Consider the following 17,256-nt stretch of genomic DNA (forward strand, 5'->3'; position numbering starts at 1 on the left):
TGAGAACAACTCTGAAAAGGACGCCACAGGCCGAGATTTGAGATTTTTCTGGGGTATGGCCGCTCGATTGAGCGGCGTTATTTGTAAGCGATTACAATAAGATTTGCTCGATCTGCGCGAGCTCTTCTTCACTGAAGCGACGGTTGGTCAGCATGCCCACCGCGTCTTCTATCTGCGCATTCTTGCTGGCGCCGATCAGCACCGAGGTGACGCGATCGCCGCGTAGCACCCAGGCCAGGGCCATCTGCGACAGCTTCTGCCCGCGTTGCCGCGCCAGCGCGTCGAGGCGGCGCATCTTGTCCAGCCGTTCGGCGGTCAGCTGTTCCGGCTGCAGGAAGCGGCTGCCGCTGGCAGCGCGGGAATCTTGCGGAACGCCGTGCAGGTAGCGGTCGGTCAGTAGGCCGCCCGCCAGCGGCGAGAAGGCGATGGCGCCGACGCCATGTTCAGTCAATGCATCCAGCAACCCCGCCTCCGGTCCGCGTTCCAACATCGAATACTTGGGCTGGTGGATCACGCACGGCGTGCCGAGGCGCTGCAGAATGTCGAACGCCTGCCGCGCGCGCTCGGCGGGGTAGTTGGACAGGCCGACATACAGCGCTTTGCCCTGACGCACCAGCAGATCCAGCGCCGCCATGGTTTCTTCCAGCGGCGTTTCCGGGTCTGGACGATGGTGATAAAAGATATCCACATATTCCAACCCCATGCGCTTGAGGCTCTGATCGAGACTGGCGACCAGGTACTTTTTCGAGCCCCAGTCGCCATAGGGGCCGGGCCACATGGTGTAACCGGCTTTGGATGAAACGATCAGCTCGTCGCGCCAGGCCCGCAGATCGGCGTGGAGAATGCGGCCAAAATTCTCCTCGGCGGCGCCGGGCGGCGGGCCGTAGTTGTTAGCCAGATCGAAATGGGTAATGCCGCGATCGAAGGCGCAGCGGATCAGGCCGCGGGCGTTGTCATACAGCGTGGCGTCACCAAAGTTGTGCCACAGCCCGAGCGAGACCGCGGGCAGCTTCAGTCCGCTGCGGCCGCAGCGCCGGTATTCCATCTCTTGATAACGGGAGGGAGAGGCTTGGTAGGACATGGGTATCCTTGTCGACGAGAGGTGAAGTGCTTTAAGTGTATGCGTTTTCACTCCGCGCTGCCGGGGGAAGGATCACAAGGCCGGCATGTAACGCCAGGTTGCCGATTGAGGCGAGAGCCATCGTTCGAAATTTGAACAACATCTTCGATACTTAAAGATAATCGCTCCAGCTGCAGACAGGTGATGATCATGACTCAGATCTATACGGTGGCCGATTATCTGCTCGATCGTCTGGCTCAGATTGGCATCCGCCACGTCTTTGGCGTGCCGGGGGATTACAACCTGCAATTCCTCGATCACGTCATTGCGCATCCGCAGGTCAGCTGGGTAGGTTGCGCCAACGAGTTGAACGCCGCCTATGCGGCTGACGGCTATGCGCGCTGCAAACCGGCGGCGGCGCTGCTGACCACGTTTGGCGTCGGTGAGTTGAGCGCGCTGAACGGCGTAGCCGGCAGCTATGCCGAATATCTGCCGGTGATCCACGTCGTCGGCACCCCGGCGCTGCGCGCCCAGCGCGCCGGCGATTTGCTGCACCATTCGCTGGGGGATGGCGACTTCACCCACTTCGCCCGGATCGCCAAAGAGGTCAGCGTTGCCCAGGCTAATCTGACCGCCGACAACGCCGCCGTGGAGATCGATCGCCTGATCGCTACTGCCTTGCTGGAACATCGCCCGGTTTACCTGATGTTGCCCAGCGACGTCGCGCAAGCGCCGCTGCCGGCCAAACCGGTGCCGCTGATGCTGCGTCAGGCCGGGTTGTCGCAAAACGCATTGCGGGCGTTTATCGCGGCGGCGCGTGAAAAGCTGCTGGGGGCGCGGCGGGTGTCGCTGCTGGCGGATTTTTTGGCCGATCGCTTCGGCGTTGAAACGGCGCTGGATAGCTGGATGCAGGAAGTGGCGATCCCACACGCCAGCCTGCTGCTCGGCAAGGGCGTGCTGGATGAGAACCGCGCCGGTTTTGTCGGCACCTACTGCGGCGGCGCCAGCGATCCGGCGGTGCAACAGTCGATCGAAAACGCCGACGTGGTGATCAACGTTGGCGTGCGCTTCACCGACACCATCACCGGGGGATTCACTCATCATCTGCCGATGGAAAAGTGCATCGATATCCAGCCGTTCGAAGCCTGGGTAGGGCGGCGGCGGTTCAACCGCATCCCGATGCGAGATGCCGTGCTGGCGCTGCATCGCCTGAGCCTGTCGCTGGCGGCGCGCTGGCCGTTGCCGACGATCGTCCGCCCGCCGCTGCCGGAAGCGGCGGGTGAAGGGCTGGATCAACACGCTTTCTGGCGACAGATGCAGGATTTTCTGCGGCCGGACGATATCGTGCTGGCCGATCAAGGCACGGCCTGTTTTGGTGCGGCCACGTTAACGCTGCCGCGCGGCAGCCGGATGATCGTGCAGGCGCTGTGGGGATCGATCGGCTATACCTTACCGGCGGCGTTCGGCGTGCAAACCGCCGAACCGCAGCGTCGGGTCGTGCTGTTGATCGGCGACGGCGCCGCACAGCTCACCGTGCAGGAACTGGGATCGATGCTGCGCGACGGGCTTAAACCGGTGATCTTCGTGCTGAATAATCAGGGGTACGCCATCGAGCGCGCCATCCACGGGCCGGAGCAGAGTTACAATGACATTGCGGCTTGGAATTGGACACAGCTGCCGGCGGCGCTGGCAGGTGATCGGCCGGTGAAGGCGTTGCGCGTCAGCGATGCTGAGGGGTTGAGCCAGGCGCTGCGTGAGGTAGCGGACGGCGATCGGCTGGCTTTCATCGAAGTGATGCTGCCGAAGAGGGACATCCCCGAACTGCTCGATACCCTCTCGCGCGTGATTCATTCGCGCAACGCCGCCGCTTGAGCCGCGTCGTCTTCCAACAGCCGCTCCAGCATCCAGTACCCCGCCGGGCCCGGCGGGGTCAGTTTCGACCACACCGCATCCACCGAAATCAGTTTGGGCCAGCCGCGCGGGCGCAGCTGGGTGAGCCTGCCGTGGCCGTATTGCTGCACCAGCCAGTGCGGCAACACCGCCCAACCGAATCCCTGTTCCGCCATCTCCAGCAGCAGCAGATAGCTGGGCGCCGACCACACCAATCCTCCTTGCCTGGCCGCCTCGGCGCCGGTGTAGGTGTTCAGGATCAGCTGACGGGTGCTGGATAACTGTTCCGGCGTCGGCGCAGCGACCTGCGCCAGCGGGTGCTGATGGGCGACGAACAGCCCCATTTCGGTCTGTTCAGGCAGCCGGGAAAAGGCAATATCCGGCGGATAGGTTTTTTGCACTTCCACCATGCCCAGGTGCGCGCGGCCGCTCTGCAGCAGATCGATGACGTCGCCTTCTTCGGCGATCATCCATTCCAGTTCAATCTCCGGATAACGCTGTTCGAACCGCTGCATCAGGCTGTCGTGGTGCTTGGGCTGGTAAGTGTCGGAAAACACCATGCTCAGGCGCGGTTCGACGTTGCCCGCCAGCTGAATGCTCAATGCATCGAGCCGCTCGCTGGCGGCCAGGATCTCCTGTACGTGCCCCAACACTTTGCGGCCGGCGGCGGTGAGCACCGGCTGGCGCGCGCTGCGATCGAACAGCGTCAAGGCCAGGTCTGCTTCCAGATTGGCGATGGCGGTGCTGACGGTGGATTGGCTTTTACGCAGCTTGCGCGCGGCGGCGGAAAATGAGCCGAGGGCGGCGGCTTCCACAAAGGCTTGTAACGCTTCCGGTGAGTAGTGCATATGTATCTACTTTATCGATGGAATCTATTTTTAATCTACCCAAAAAAGCGATGATAATCACCTGGCTTTCGCAACAACTGTCGAATAAAAGGTGATGTATGCAACTGCAAAACAAGTCTCTCATTGAACGTATCGTCCACGCCGTCGGTTTCGAGGCCATCGCCGTGATGGTTTGCGCCCCGCTGGGCGCGTGGCTGCTCAACCGCTCAATGGTGCAGGTCGGTGCGTTGGCGGTGATGCTCTCCACCGTCGCGATGCTGTGGAACATGGTTTACAACACGGTGTTCGACCGTCTGTGGCCGGTCAGCCGGGTGGTGCGTAACCTGAAAGTGCGTGCGCTGCACGCCGTCGGCTTTGAGGCCGGTTTTATCCTGATCGGGGTGCCGATCGCCGCCTGGATGCTGAGCATTTCCTGGGGGCAGGCGTTTATGCTGGAAATCGGTTTCTTCCTGTTCTTCCTGCCGTACACCATGGCCTACAACTGGCTGTACGACACGCTGCGCCAGCGCTGGTTTGAAGCGCGCCAGCCGATCAATTCCGGCGCCAAATAAGGCGTCGTCAGCCCGGCGATTCTCAGGTAAGGTCAGAGGATCGTCGGAAAATGCTGAGGAACGAATGATGAAAGTGTTGGGCTTGCTGGGCGGCATGAGCTGGGAATCCACCATTCCTTATTACCGCACTATCAACGAGCAGGTAAAGGCGCGCCTCGGCGGGCTGCATTCGGCCAAAATCGTGCTCTATAGCGTCGATTTTCAGGAGGTTGAACGCTTGCAGCACCAGGGCGATTGGGACGGTGCCGGCCGGCTGCTGGCCGCCGCTGCAGTGGCTTTGCGCGCCGCCGGCGCCGAAGCTATCGTGATCTGCACCAACACCATGCACAAGGTGGCGGAGGCGGTCGAGCAGGCCAGCGGCCTGCCGCTGATTCATATCGCCGATGCCACGGCGCTGCAGGTGCGGGAAAAAAACATTCGCCGCGTCGGGCTGCTGGGCACGCGCTTTACCATGGAGCAGACCTTCTACCGCGGCCGCCTGCAGGAGTTGCACGGCATCGACGTAGTGACGCCGGTCAGCGCCGATCGCGACATCGTACACCGCATCATCTATGACGAACTGTGCCTGGGTAAAATTCGCGACGCCTCGCGCGACGAGTATCGCCGGATCATCAGCGATCTGGAGCAGCAGGGCGCGCAGGGGATTATTTTCGGCTGCACCGAAATAGGCTTGCTGGTGAGCGAGCGGGATGCGTCGGTGCCGGTGTTCGACACCACCGCGATCCACGCCCGCGCCGCCGCGGCGTTCGCGCTGGCCTAATCGTCGTGCGGCGGCTGCCGGCGGTTCACCAGCATCAACGGTTTGCCCGCCAGCGCCAGCCAGGCGGGCAGCATCACGATGCACAGCACCGGCAGCAGATGCAGATCCGGCACCACCGCCACCGCCATGAACAGGCTGAGCCAGCCGTCGCGCGTCACCACCAGCACCAGCCCCATGATGGCGCAGGAGACGGTGATCGCCGCCGGCACCGCCGGCACATGCTGGTGCAGCATCAGCCCCAGTGCCACGCCGACGAACACCGCCGGGAAGATGCGCCCGCCGCGAAAGCCGCAGGCGGCGGCGATCACCAGCGCCGCCAGCTTGGTCAGGGTCATGGTCAACAGTGCCGGCACCGAATAGCCGTCATCTGCCGCGAGGCGCTTCATTTCATCCAGCCCTTTGAACAGGGTAATCTCTCCGCCCACCAGCGCCAGCAGGCCCAGCACAAAGCCCCCCAGCCCTAACATCAACACCGGGTTCTTTATCGAATGGAACAGGCGGTGAACGTGCGGGAAGCACCACAGCGCCACCATGCCGAGTGCGATGGCGATCAGCGCCACGATGGCGCCGCTGAAGATGTCCGGCAGCCGCGTCACGTCGTAGGCGTCGAGCTGCAGGGCGAAGTTGGGCACGAAGAACATCTGGGTGGTGACCGCGCCGGCGGCGGCGGCGACCAACGGGGCAAACAGCCGATCCCACAGCGGCGTTTCGTTATTGCCCGCCAGGGTTTGCGAGAAGATCAGCGCGGCGGCGACCGGGGTGCCGAACATCGCACCGATGGTGCCCGCAGCCGCCAGGATGATCCAGTCCATGCGCGGCACCTTCGGCAGCAGGCGCGCCCCAGCCGCCGCGACCAGCGCGATATTGATGGCGGTGATCGGGTTCTCCGGCCCCAGGCTGACGCCGCCGGCCAGGCCGACGATCAGCGCCAACCCCAGCCCCGGCAGGGCGGAAAGCGGCAGCGGCATGCCGATCAGTGATTCCGTCGCCGGATCCGGCCCGGCGTGGCCCGGCATATAGCGCACGATCAGGCCCACCGCCACGCCGGTCAGCGTCAGCATCGCGACCGGCCACCAGGGCGACTGGGCGTCCAGGCTCAGCATATCGGGCAGCGTCACCCACAGCCATTGCTGCAGTGTGGCGGCGACGTTCATCACCAACAGCAGCACCAGACTGGATGCGGAACCGATAATCAGCGCAGGCAAAGCAAAGGCCAACATGGCATTGGCGCGCGGATGCAGCATGGGTATTCCCTTGTCGATGCCTCCATGCCGGGCAAGGAGAGCGGGTGATTGGACAGTGGCCACAGCTTGCCAGACTATCGGCGTGCAGGCACGCACTGATATTGCCCGGCGTCGATGACGGTTAACAGTCGCCGGGGGGCGTTTTTTGCCGCAATTTGTTTCAAAACGCGGCGTGGCGGGCAAGCTGAAACGTTTTTTGTGATCCGGATCGCTATTGGGGCGCAGATCCGAGGCGGGTGATTGTTGTTTTTGCGGCAGGATTTTACAGTGTGGGCAGCTGTTTATTTTTCATTTTACGGAGACGAAATCAATGACCTATGCCCTCGTAGGTGATGTTGGCGGCACCAATGCCCGCCTGGCGTTGTGCACTGTTGCGACGGGTGAGATTACCCAGGCGAAAACCTATTCCGGCCTGGAGTTCGACAGCCTGGAGGCGGTGATCCGCCACTACCTGAAAGAGTGCGATATCGAGGTGCAGGACGCCTGTATCGCCATCGCCTGCCCGGTGACCGAAGACTGGGTGGCGATGACCAACCACAGCTGGGCGTTCTCGATCAAAGCGATGAAGGCCAGCCTGGGGCTGAGTCATCTGGAGGTGATCAATGATTTCACCGCCGTCTCGATGGCGATCCCGATGCTCTCGCCGGACGACGTGCTGCAGTTTGGCGGCGGCGAGGCTCAGCCGGGCAAACCGATCGCAGTGTACGGCGCCGGCACCGGGCTGGGCGTTGCCCATTTGGTGCAGGTCGATCGCCGCTGGGTCAGCTTGCCGGGCGAGGGCGGCCATGTCGATTTCGCGCCGAACAGCGAAGAAGAGGACATTATTCTGGAGGTGCTGCGCGCGGAAGTGGGGCACGTTTCCGCCGAGCGCGTGTTGTCCGGGCCGGGCCTGGTCAACCTTTATCGCGCCATCGTCAAGGCGGACAACCGCCTGCCGGAAAAGCTGGAGCCGAAGGACATCACCGAGCGGGCGTTGGCCGACAGCTGCATCGACAGCCGCCGTGCGCTGTCGCTGTTTTGCGTGATCATGGGGCGCTTCGGCGGCAACCTGGCGCTGACTCTGGGCACCTTTGGCGGCGTGTACATCGCCGGCGGCATCGTGCCGCGCTTTATGGAATTCTTCAAGGCTTCGGGCTTCCGCGCCGCCTTTGAAGACAAGGGGCGCTTCCGCGACTATGTGCGCGACATCCCGGTGTTCATGATCACGCATGGCCAACCGGGCCTGCTGGGAGCCGGCGCGCATCTGCGCCAGACGCTGGGCATGCAGCTGTAAGCTCTGCGGCAGAACAATAAAAAGGGGCGCAACCCACAGGTTGCGCCCCTTGTCGTTTTCGCGGGGATCAGGCTTTGGCCAGCTCCGCCGCCTGTGCGGTTTCTTCGGTTTCCACTTCCACTGCTTTCGGCGCTTTGATGAACAGCGTAATCAGCAGGGAGGCGGCGGACAGGACGCCAATCACCATGAAGGTGGCGTGGAAGCCGCCGAAGTATTTGGCGACGAACGAACCGGCCAGCGCGCCCAGGCCGAAGCCCTGGTAGATGATGCCGTAGTTCTTGCTGTGGTTTTTCAGGCCGAAGAAGTCGCCGACAATCGCCGGGAACACGGTGATGTTGCCGCCGAAGCAGAAGGCTACTGCACCGACGCAGATGAAGAACAGCGTGTGGTTCAGCGTCATGAAGCTCAGTGCGACAATCGCCAGCACGGTAACCAGCATGGTGAAGCTGATGACGCGCATACGGCCCACTTTATCGGACAGCGTGCCCAGGATGATGCGGCCGGCGGTGTTGAAGATAGCGACGGCGGATACGGTATTGGCGGCGGTAGCCAAGTCCATCCCGGCCAGCTGAACGCCCATGTCTTTCACGATGCCGATCAGGTACAGACCGCTCATGCAGGCAGCGAAGAAGATGGTGAACAGCAGGTAGGCTTCTTTGGTGGCCAGCATCTGGCGCACGCTGAAGTCGTTGCCCAGGCCGTTGGCGCCTTGCTGTGCGGTGCGGGTCGCCAGCACCGGCTCTTTCAGCAGCAGCGAACCGACGACGATCAGGCCCATCACGATGACACCCCAGTAGAAGAAGGCGCCGGAAACACCGACGTCGGCGATCAGGGCGGCGTTGACGTATTTGAACAGCAGGCTGCCGCTGCCGAAGGCACCGACGGAGATGCCGGAAATCAGGCCTTTGTTGGCCGGGAACCACTTAATCAGGTTGGACAGGGTGGAGATGTAGGCGATACCGACCGCAAAGCCCACCACTACGCCGGCCAGCAGGTAGATCATGTCGAGCGAGCTGACGTGGGCGCTGGCGATAAGGCCCAGGCCGACCAGAATGCCGGCACACAGCGTCAGGTTGCGGATGCCGAAACGCTCTTGCAGTTTGCCGGCGAACAGCGTGGCGAAGGCCAGGAAGAAGCTGGTGATGGAGAAGGTGGTGGCGACGTCCGCCAGCCCCCAATGGAACTTGTCGACCAGCGGCTGGTTGAACAGGCTCCAGGTGTAGATGGTGCCCAGACCCATCTGACAGATGATGGTGCCGAGAACGATTAAGCTGCGATTTGCCGGTTTGGTGTTCATGGCCGGTCTCCTTCCTGTGTGTGCGTTGCCGGGCGTGAGCCGCTGGCTGAAATTTGCGGGGTGAATCAACGTTCCCGCGGTATGGGCTTATTATATGGCCGGCTCTCCCGGTGGACGGCGGATCGGGAATGAGTTGCACGACGGAAGGAATGAAATGCATTTTATGCGGCGTGAGTTGCCGTTTTTGCGCCGAAAAGCGCGTGAAATGCCGCAGGTGACACGTGATCTACATCAAAGATATCAACGATTTATTGTTAATCGCCGGTGAACGATTGTGGTGAAATTGTGAAGGATGCGTCTGAAAGGCGTAAATCGGCATTGCGCCTATAGAGCGGCGGTGAGCGCGGGACTATGTTATCTGCGATCGGACAAGGTCCGCTCTGCAGGAGTCCATGAAATGAAAAAAACGCTGTTGTTACTGGCTGCGCTGTTGGCGCTGCCGCTGGCGAGCCAGGCCGATGTGTCCATCGGCGTGAACGTGCCGGGCCTGTCGTTGCATATCGGCGATCGCGACAATCGCGGCCACTACTGGGACGGCTATCGCTGGCGCGATCCGCGCTGGTGGGCCGATCACCACCGGTATGAACGCCCGCGCGGTTACTACTATGGCCCGCCACCACGGGTGATCTACTACGGGCCGCCGCCGCGCGACTGGCGCGATCGGCCGCATTACCGCATGCCGCCACCGCCGCCGCCGGGCTATTACTACCGTCCGGGCCCGCGCTGGTAAGCGCTTACAGGCGCATCAGCTTGCGGAACTCTTTCACCTTGCTGCGGCTGACCGGCACTTCAAACTCGAGATCGCTCAGCCGCAGAATGTAGGTATTGTTGAACCAGGGGACGATCTCGCGGATCTTCGCCAGGTTAACGCAGTAAGAGCGGTGGCAGCGGAAGAAATGCTCTTCCGGCAGTCGGCCGTAAAACTCGGTGATGTTCATCGGCATCACGAACTCTTCCCGGCGGGTATAGACCCGCGTCACCTTTTCATCGGCGGCGGCGTAATAGATATCGTTGATGTCGGTAACGATGATCCGCTCGTCTTTGATCAGGTTGATGCTGTGGCTGCCGCGGCTTGGCGCGCTGGCCGGCTCGGCCGCGCCGGCGGGGCGTTGATGCAATGCCTCCAGCTTTTGCAGCATGGTGACGATGCGCGCTTCGTGATAAGGCTTGAGGATATAGTCGAACGCCTCTATCTCGAAGGCTTCCACCGCGTGCTCTTTATAGGCGGTGATGAACACGATCGACGGCCGATGGGCGAACTTGCTGATGTTTTGCGCCAGCAGCACGCCGTCCAGGGACGGGATGTTGATGTCGAGAAAAATGGCGTCGACCTGGTGCGTCTGCAGGTATTTGAGGACATCGAGGCCATCCTCAAAGGTGGCGACGATATCGATGTTGCTGTGTTTCTTGATCAGGTAGCTGAGTTCTTCCTGCGCGAGGAATTCGTCTTCCACGATAATGGCTTTCATGAGGCCTCCCCGATCGGCGGCGCGCTCGGTTCCTGATGCAGTTTGCCGCCGTTTTTGCTGATGTAAAACGCGATTTCGGTGCCCGGTTCCAGGCGGCGAATATGCAAGCCTTCACCGTACAGCAACGACACGCGATGATGCACGTTGAGCAGGCCGATATTGTGGCCCGGCATCTCGTTGCGCGCCACCCGGTCGATGGTGTCCTGGTTGATGCCGTGGCCGGTGTCCTTCACCGAAATTTTCACCCGGTCGCCCTGATCTTTCACCGCGATCACCACCACCCCTTTCCCCTTGCAGGGCTGGATGCCGTGCACGATGGCGTTCTCCACCAGCGGCTGGATCAGCAGGCTTGGAATGCGCACCGAGACGTCGTCGTCGATGTCGTAAATCACCGTCAGCTTGGCGCCGAAGCGCGCCTGTTCGATGGCGATATAGTCCTGAATCTGGTGCAGTTCCTTGCGGATATCGATCAGCTCGTCGTTCAGCTCCAGGTTGTAGCGCAGGTAGCGCGACAGGTTGATGATCAGCTGGCGCGCGGTGTCCGGATTCAGCCGGATAGAGGAAGAGATGGCGTTCAGCGCGTTGAACAGGAAGTGCGGGTTAATTTTGCTCTGCAGCGCGCGCATTTCGGCCTTGTCCGCCATCTGGCGCAGGTGCTCGATGCGGGAAACCTCCATCTGCGTGGAGATGATTTGCGACAGCCCGACCGCCATCACCTTCAGCGTGTTGGTGATCTGGTGGGCGTGGCAGTAGTAAATCTTCAGCGCGCCGGTCACTTCGCCTTTTTCCCACAGCGGCACCACCAGCTGCGAATGGATCTGCGGCGCGGCCGGGTTTTCCAGGTTGTTCTTGATGATGATTTTGCCGTGGCGAATGCTTTCGCGGGTGACGCGGCTCAGCCCTTCGCGGCCGATCGGGTAGGCTTCGCGCCCCACGCCAACGTAGGCCAGCACCTGATGGGTATCGGTGATCGCCACCGCATCGGCGCGGATGTCCTGGCGGATGATATCGCAGATGGTGGCCAGCGATTCGCTGTTGATATTGCGGAAATAGGGCAGCGTCTTGTGGGCGATATCCAGCGCCAGCTTGGCCTGACGCGCGGCGATCACCTCTTTTTCATCTTCGACGCTCTGCACCAGCAGCACGATCAGGCCGATGCACACCGTGCCGAGGATCATCGGCAGGGCAATCTGCGACACGATATCCAGCCCGAGCTCGGTCGGTTTGGCCCACAGCACGATCAGCAGCATGGTGAGGGATTCGCACAGCATGCCGCCGACGATGCCGGCGCGCCAGCGCTGCTCTTTTTTCACCTTGATATTGATGTAGCCGGCGCTGATGCCGGCGATGATGCTGGTGATAAGGCAGGGCACCGAGGTGATGCCGCCGATGTCGATCAGGTAGCGGTGCACACCGGCGATGATGCCGGTGACGATCCCCACCCAGGGGCCGAACAGGATGCCGCCGGCCATGATGGCGATGACGCGCACGTTGACCAGCGATCCCTCAACGTTGATGCCGGAATAGGTGCTGAACAGCGCAAACAGCGAGAAGATCGCCGTGACGATGCCGAGTTCGAGCGGCGTATGATCTTCTTTTTGCAGCAGTTGGCGGAACAGCCGGGTGCGGGTCAGGAAAAACAGACAGATCAACATCAGCGCGGCGCGATCAAACACCGCCAACAGCATTTCAAAAAAAGGGTGCACGACGGGTTCTCGCTGCGGCCTACGGATGGCGGCAGTATACCACAGCGAGAAAGGCCCGTGGCTCAGGCCGGCGGTCAGCGCATGCCGAGCTGCGTTTTGCCCAGCGGCGTCAGCAGATCGGCGGTGGCGCGGCCGTCAAAATCCACTTCGAAGTCGTCGGGAGCGAAGTCCGGCGGCGTTCTGCCGTCGATAAAGCTCGGCAGTTGGCGCTGCAGGTAGGCGTCGTTTTTCGCGCAGCCCGGTGCGGCGGCGATGTACATCACGTTGCTGTCGAACTTGCCGTTATGCTCGTTCTCCACCGCGTGGATCACGTCGCAATGCCAAAATACCGTGTCGCCCGGCTCTAGGTCGGGAATAGGGGAAATCCCACTTAATAAAAGGGGATGCCATTTTTCCGAGATCGACAGCGCGCGGCCCGGCGCCGCATCGCACAGATCGTCGTCGGCGACGTCGTCCTGCAGCGCGCGCAGCAGCACGTAGGCCATGGCGTTGGCGATCGGCACCAGGTTCAGCGTGCCGGCGTTGGTGCGCTGCGGCGTCAGCGCCGTCCAGCCCTGGAAGGTGCGGAACATCGAGCAGACCGCCGGGGAGGCTATCTCGCGCACCTCGGTGCGGCCGTCGGCGGCGAAGGGGTCGTACTGTTGCCAGTCGCCGGAGAACACGTGGCGATACACATAGCGGAAGTTTTCGTCCAGCCAGCGCTCGATGGTGCCGCTGTCGACGTGCGGCGACAGGCCCAGCGACGAGGAGTTCGGCGGGCGGCGGCGGGTGCGATCGGCGTAGGTGGCGACGCGGGTCGGATCGAAATGCTGTTTGCCGTTGCTCTCGGTGGCCCACAGGCTGTTGAGGAACACCTGCACTGCGTGCATGCGCGCATCCTGCCGCGCTTCAACCTGCGGTTTCGACCAATAGATGCCGTAAATTTGCGGCTTGCTGGCGGCCAGCTTGCCGAAATAGTTGTCTTCGGCGGCGTTTTTCAACCGCTCGACGAAGTTGTTGCGCTCGAGGTAGTCGCCGATTTCGCGATTCCAGCCCTCGGCTTTGGCGCGCGGAAACACGCCGCGAATGGCGCAGGCGCCGCGCTGCTTGATCAGCGCTATCTGCTGCTCGCTGACGCGTTGCTGCAGGATATCTTCCGCGTCGATCTGCGGCACCGGATTGTGGCCGGCGGCCAGCTCGCGTCGGATCTGTTCGACTTGGCCGCGGATGTTCTCTTCCAGCGCCTGAAAGACTTCGCGGTAGTTCGGCAATGCCTGGCGCAGCTGGCGCTTGACGTTAACAATCGCCTGCGGAATATCGTCGATGACTAAAGAGGCCATGGTGTTCTCCTGGTGCCGCGTGAGTGACTGCGGCGGGCAGTTGTAGGGAATCGGGCAAGACGTTATGGTTTTGTGGTTTTAACGTGAATGATTATCGGCAACCAATCGGGGAAAATAAAGAGATATCTTTCATTCGTAAGTTCCTCTTTTTCGTTTTTCGGAGATTTTATGAAGCTGGTCACTGAACGTCTGCACTTACAGTCGATAACCGCCGAGGACTGGCCGCTGTTTCTGCGCCTTTACCAGGATCCTGAGGTGATCCGCTATATCGCCGATCCGCTCAGCGAAGCGGCGATCCGCGAGCGTTTCGACGCGCGGCTGCCGGCCTGGGACAAACACGGAGATCAGTGGCTGTGCCTGGTGATGCGTGAGAAGCACAGCGGGGAGGCGGTGGGCATTACCGGCTTTCGCCCGCAGTGGCTGCCGTATCGGCAAGCGGAGGTGGGATACGGCAGTTTGCCTGCCGGGCAGGGCAAGGGCTATGGCAAGGAGTCGCTGCGGGCGGTGCTGGATTTTGCGGTGAACGCCTGCGGTTTTCACAAGCTGACCGCTACCGTGACCTCCGGCAACCTCGCCTCGCGCGGTCTGCTGGAGTCGTGCGGTTTTCAGCTGGAAGGCACGCTGCGCGATAACTTCCGCCTGGCGGGAGAGTGGCGAGACGACTGGCTGTTCGGGCTGCTGGCGGCGGAGTTTCAGGGCGGCAAATAAAAATATCGCGCCGGGTATCGACAAGCTCGTCGGCGCTGCGCTATGTTCGATATTCGGTCAGTTCGCTGGCCAGCGTCGCTCGGACGGTCCGGGCGCTAACGTTTATCGAGGAATCCCCTATGGCTGATAACAGTCCACAGCGCCGTTTCACGCGCATTGAACGCCTTCCCCCTTACGTATTCAACATCACCGCCGAACTGAAGATGGCCGCACGCCGTCGCGGCGAGGATATTATCGACTTCAGCATGGGTAACCCCGACGGCCCGACTCCGCCGCACATCGTGGAAAAACTGTGCGCCGTCGCCCAGCGCGACGACACCCACGGTTACTCCACCTCGCGTGGCATTCCGCGCCTGCGCCGCGCCATCTCGCGCTGGTATGCCGATCGTTATCAGGTGGATATCGATCCGGAAAGCGAAGCCATCGTCACCATCGGTTCGAAAGAGGGGCTGGCGCACCTGATGCTGGCGACCCTCGATCACGGCGATACCGTGCTGGTGCCGAACCCCAGCTACCCGATCCACATTTACGGCGCGGTGATCGCCGGCGCACAGGTGCGTTCGGTGCCGTTGGTGGACGGCGTGGATTTCTTCGGTGAGCTGGAGCGCGCCATTCGGGAAACCATTCCGCGTCCGAAAATGATGATCCTCGGCTTCCCGTCCAACCCGACCGCGCAGTGCGTGGAGCTGGATTTCTTCGAACGGGTGGTGGCGCTGGCCAAGCAGTACAACGTGCTGGTGATCCACGATCTGGCCTATGCCGACATCGTCTATGACGGCTGGAAAGCGCCGTCGATCATGCAGGTGCCGGGGGCGAAAGACATTGCGGTGGAGTTCTTCACCCTGTCGAAAAGCTACAACATGGCCGGCTGGCGCATCGGTTTCATGGTCGGTAACCCCGAGCTGGTCAGCGCGTTGGCGCGCATCAAAAGTTATCACGACTACGGCACCTTCACGCCGCTGCAGGTGGCGGCCATCGCCGCGCTGGAAGGCGATCAGCAGTGCGTGCGCGATATCGCCGAACAGTATCGGCAGCGCCGCAACGTGCTGGTGAAGGGGCTGCATGAGGCCGGCTGGATGGTGGAAAATCCGAAGGCGTCGATGTACGTGTGGGCGAAAATTCCCGAACCTTATGCCCACCTCGGCTCGCTGGAGTTCGCCAAGCGTCTGCTGGCGGAAGCGAAGGTTTGCGTCTCGCCGGGCATCGGCTTCGGCGATTACGGCGATACTCATGTGCGTTTCGCGCTGATCGAGAATCAGGACCGTATTCGTCAGGCGGTGCGCGGCATCAAGGCGATGTTCCGCGCAGACGGACTGCTGAAGCCGGGCAAAGGCGGCGGCGCCAAATAATCCCGTCAGGCCGGGCGCCCGCCCGGCCTTATTTTTTTCCGACCCAAGGTTTTCTTCATTATTTCCCCATTATGCTCGACTACGCTGAGTTTTATTTTTTGGACAGAGTGTATGAGCAACCGCTACGCGCGATCGCAAATCGTTTTACATTGGCTGACGTTGCTGATGGTGATCCTCACCTATGCGGCGATGTTGCTGAAGGATTCGGTGCCGGACGAGTGGGCGCCGATGGTCAAAAATCTGCACTTTAACTTTGGGGTGTCGGTCTTTGCCCTGATGCTGATTCGATTGGCGGTGCGCACCTTTCACGCGGCGCCGCCGACCACGCCACCGTTGGCCGAATGGCAGGAAGTGGGCGCCAAGATCTTCCATTGGCTGCTGTACGTAGTGTTCTTGATGTTGCCGCTGCTGGGGATGTTAACCCTGGCCTACGGCGGAAAATCGTGGACGTTGCTGGGATGGCCGGTACCGCAATGGGTGACGCCGGATCCGGTGATGCGCAAGTTGGTCAAAACGGTGCATGAGACGTTGGCCAACATCGGCTACTTTATCATTGGCGCGCATGCGCTGGCGGCGCTGTATCACCACTACCTGCGTAAGGACGACACCTTGCGCCGCATGATGCCGGGAAAATAATCGTAGACTGAAACGACAAAGGGACGCTTGCGCGTCCCTTTGACTGTATTCCTGGTCAGGCAACCATCAACATGAAGGTGCCAACCCAGGCAACCAGCATGAATGACACGCCCATCAAAAAATATTTCACTGAACAACTCCTGTCTGGAGTCCTCGCCAGCAATGATCCCGATTGTTGTGCTGAGTATTTTATGGGCAACCAGCTTGTCGGGCGGGTTCTTCCAAGCGAAAGAACAACGTCCTCGAGCGCGGGTTGTCCGGTTGTCGCGCCTCATGCTCCGTGAGGTAAAATCTGAACCGCGACAGGATCGGCGCTAATGTACTCTCAATACTGGTCTGATTTCAATACTGTGTTTTTGATCACAATTTTTGGCTGTTTTTTGACCTGCCTGTGCTGTTTTATAACGCTTTTCATCGGCAAGCGACAGGAAGTAGCCCGCCGTGGCGGGCTGCAAAATCGGGGGGGGGCAATGCGGTGGCAGGCGCTCAGGCGAGGGCGTTGATGCCGGTCACCAAAATGGCCCAAAAAACGAGACAAGACAGCAGAATAACGGCCCAAATATGACGGCGACTCCACTCCATTTTTAGCCTTCGTTGTTGCGACAAGTGATTAGGTAACGATCACATCGGCGCCAACTGGGGAAAATTTAGCCCTTGCGGATAATATTTTGCTTACCTGCAGCTAACTTATTGGCAAACTTCGCTTATTGTCACGCGCACTTCATAGCCCAACAGATACAGCGCCTGTTCCAGCGCTTCAACCTTCGAGGCGTAGCCGATATCCAGCAACCGCTCCATTTGCCCGCCGTTGAATCCCAGCTGGCGCGCCAGCGCCGCTTTGCCGATGTTTTTGCGCAGCATGGCGTTGTGCAGCTCGATCTTCAGCGCCACCAGCGCCGGCAGGTGTACCCTCAAGTCATCGGTTTGCAGAGGGGAAGGGGCGGGCAGGGGCAGCCCTTCGTCCATCGCGGCGGCGATGGCGGCCAGCAGGCTTTCCTGCGCTTCCAGCTCGATGTCTTCGCGTTTATAGCAGGCCGATTGCCACTCGGGGAAGTCGTGGAAACCGATCTGCCAGGCGTCGCTGTCGCGGTCGAAGAGGTAATGGGCGGGGTAGTGGCTGAACATGGCGATCCCTGATGAAAATCT

At 61.1% G+C, this 17,256-nt stretch carries 17 protein-coding genes; 8 read left to right on the plus strand and 9 right to left on the minus strand.

Features of this window, described 5'->3' with window-relative positions:
- Nucleotides 1-91: 91 nt before the first annotated feature.
- Entirely contained in the window at nt 92-1,081 is a 990-nt protein-coding gene (gene mgrA / locus ACRAWE_RS01805; protein ID WP_063919817.1) for an L-glyceraldehyde 3-phosphate reductase, read from the minus strand.
- 189 nt (nt 1,082-1,270) lie between these two features.
- Between mgrA and ACRAWE_RS01810 the strand changes: the two genes are divergently transcribed.
- Nucleotides 1,271-2,932 carry an alpha-keto acid decarboxylase family protein gene (locus ACRAWE_RS01810; protein WP_432524574.1) on the plus strand — a complete coding sequence of 554 codons (1,662 nt, stop codon included), beginning with the start codon at nt 1,271-1,273 and terminating at the stop codon, nt 2,930-2,932.
- On the opposite strand, the gene ACRAWE_RS01815 is transcribed toward ACRAWE_RS01810, so the two are convergent.
- Complete coding sequence (locus ACRAWE_RS01815) at nt 2,908-3,798, minus strand: LysR family transcriptional regulator (RefSeq protein ID WP_025160151.1); 891 nt, start codon at nt 3,796-3,798, stop codon at nt 2,908-2,910. The two genes, ACRAWE_RS01810 and ACRAWE_RS01815, sit on opposite strands and share 25 nt — an antisense overlap.
- Before the next feature lie 98 nt (nt 3,799-3,896).
- Here ACRAWE_RS01815 and ACRAWE_RS01820 point away from each other — a divergent pair, with 98 nt between their 5' ends.
- Both ACRAWE_RS01820 and ACRAWE_RS01825 read left to right on the plus strand, forming a co-directional pair.
- Complete coding sequence (locus ACRAWE_RS01820) at nt 3,897-4,349, plus strand: multidrug/biocide efflux PACE transporter (protein WP_019453822.1); 453 nt, start codon at nt 3,897-3,899, stop codon at nt 4,347-4,349.
- A gap of 67 nt (nt 4,350-4,416) precedes the next feature.
- The gene (locus tag ACRAWE_RS01825) at nt 4,417-5,109 is read left to right on the plus strand and encodes an aspartate/glutamate racemase family protein (RefSeq protein ID WP_019453821.1); all 693 of its coding nucleotides are present in this window, start codon (nt 4,417-4,419) and stop codon (nt 5,107-5,109) included.
- On the opposite strand, the gene ACRAWE_RS01830 is transcribed toward ACRAWE_RS01825, so the two are convergent.
- Nucleotides 5,106-6,353, minus strand: a complete 1,248-nt coding sequence (locus ACRAWE_RS01830) for an ion channel protein (RefSeq protein ID WP_432524578.1) — start codon at nt 6,351-6,353, stop codon at nt 5,106-5,108. The two genes, ACRAWE_RS01825 and ACRAWE_RS01830, sit on opposite strands and share 4 nt — an antisense overlap.
- A gap of 310 nt (nt 6,354-6,663) precedes the next feature.
- Here ACRAWE_RS01830 and glk point away from each other — a divergent pair, with 310 nt between their 5' ends.
- Nucleotides 6,664-7,626, plus strand: coding sequence for a glucokinase (glk, locus tag ACRAWE_RS01835; protein WP_063919814.1), 963 nt, complete (start codon nt 6,664-6,666; stop codon nt 7,624-7,626).
- A gap of 67 nt (nt 7,627-7,693) precedes the next feature.
- On the opposite strand, the gene ACRAWE_RS01840 is transcribed toward glk, so the two are convergent.
- Nucleotides 7,694-8,923, minus strand: a complete 1,230-nt coding sequence (locus ACRAWE_RS01840) for an L-lactate MFS transporter (RefSeq protein ID WP_019453818.1) — start codon at nt 8,921-8,923, stop codon at nt 7,694-7,696.
- Between the two features lie 397 nt (nt 8,924-9,320).
- Here ACRAWE_RS01840 and ACRAWE_RS01845 point away from each other — a divergent pair, with 397 nt between their 5' ends.
- Nucleotides 9,321-9,653, plus strand: coding sequence for a DUF2502 domain-containing protein (locus tag ACRAWE_RS01845; protein WP_019453817.1), 333 nt, complete (start codon nt 9,321-9,323; stop codon nt 9,651-9,653).
- Nucleotides 9,654-9,657: 4 nt separating this feature from the next.
- Here the strand turns inward: ACRAWE_RS01845 and ACRAWE_RS01850 are convergent, their stop codons facing one another.
- The 3 genes from ACRAWE_RS01850 to ACRAWE_RS01860 all read right to left on the minus strand — a co-directional run bounded on the left by ACRAWE_RS01850 (nt 9,658) and on the right by ACRAWE_RS01860 (nt 13,417).
- Nucleotides 9,658-10,392, minus strand: a complete 735-nt coding sequence (locus tag ACRAWE_RS01850) for a LytR/AlgR family response regulator transcription factor (RefSeq protein ID WP_019453816.1) — start codon at nt 10,390-10,392, stop codon at nt 9,658-9,660.
- Nucleotides 10,389-12,080, minus strand: a complete 1,692-nt coding sequence (locus ACRAWE_RS01855) for a LytS/YhcK type 5TM receptor domain-containing protein (RefSeq protein WP_432525555.1) — start codon at nt 12,078-12,080, stop codon at nt 10,389-10,391. Before ACRAWE_RS01855 ends, ACRAWE_RS01850 begins: the two co-directional genes overlap by 4 nt.
- Nucleotides 12,081-12,172: 92 nt before the next feature.
- Nucleotides 12,173-13,417 (minus strand): DUF1479 domain-containing protein, encoded by a 1,245-nt coding sequence (locus ACRAWE_RS01860; protein WP_019453814.1) that lies wholly within the window; start codon nt 13,415-13,417, stop codon nt 12,173-12,175.
- Between the two features lie 168 nt (nt 13,418-13,585).
- Between ACRAWE_RS01860 and ACRAWE_RS01865 the strand changes: the two genes are divergently transcribed.
- The 3 genes from ACRAWE_RS01865 (at nt 13,586) to ACRAWE_RS01875 (ending at nt 16,110) form a co-directional block, all read left to right on the plus strand.
- A complete protein-coding gene (locus ACRAWE_RS01865; RefSeq protein WP_019453813.1) occupies nt 13,586-14,125 on the plus strand; it encodes a GNAT family N-acetyltransferase in 540 nt (179 codons plus the stop codon).
- Nucleotides 14,126-14,244: 119 nt separating this feature from the next.
- On the plus strand, nt 14,245-15,474 hold the full coding sequence (gene alaC, locus ACRAWE_RS01870) for an alanine transaminase (RefSeq protein ID WP_019453812.1): 1,230 nt from the start codon (nt 14,245-14,247) through the stop codon (nt 15,472-15,474).
- A 111-nt stretch (nt 15,475-15,585) separates the two neighbouring features.
- The gene (locus tag ACRAWE_RS01875; protein WP_019453811.1) at nt 15,586-16,110 is read left to right on the plus strand and encodes a cytochrome b; all 525 of its coding nucleotides are present in this window, start codon (nt 15,586-15,588) and stop codon (nt 16,108-16,110) included.
- Between the two features lie 55 nt (nt 16,111-16,165).
- On the opposite strand, the gene ypdK is transcribed toward ACRAWE_RS01875, so the two are convergent.
- Both ypdK and ACRAWE_RS01885 read right to left on the minus strand, forming a co-directional pair.
- Nucleotides 16,166-16,240 (minus strand): membrane protein YpdK, encoded by a 75-nt coding sequence (ypdK, locus tag ACRAWE_RS01880; RefSeq protein WP_099782600.1) that lies wholly within the window; start codon nt 16,238-16,240, stop codon nt 16,166-16,168.
- Between the two features lie 557 nt (nt 16,241-16,797).
- Entirely contained in the window at nt 16,798-17,235 is a 438-nt protein-coding gene (locus tag ACRAWE_RS01885; protein ID WP_019453810.1) for a transcriptional regulator, read from the minus strand.
- Nucleotides 17,236-17,256: the final 21 nt, after the last annotated feature.

The sequence above is a fragment of the Serratia sp. BFP-2025 genome, from assembly GCF_050880365.1.
Lineage (GTDB): Bacteria > Pseudomonadota > Gammaproteobacteria > Enterobacterales > Enterobacteriaceae > Serratia > Serratia surfactantfaciens.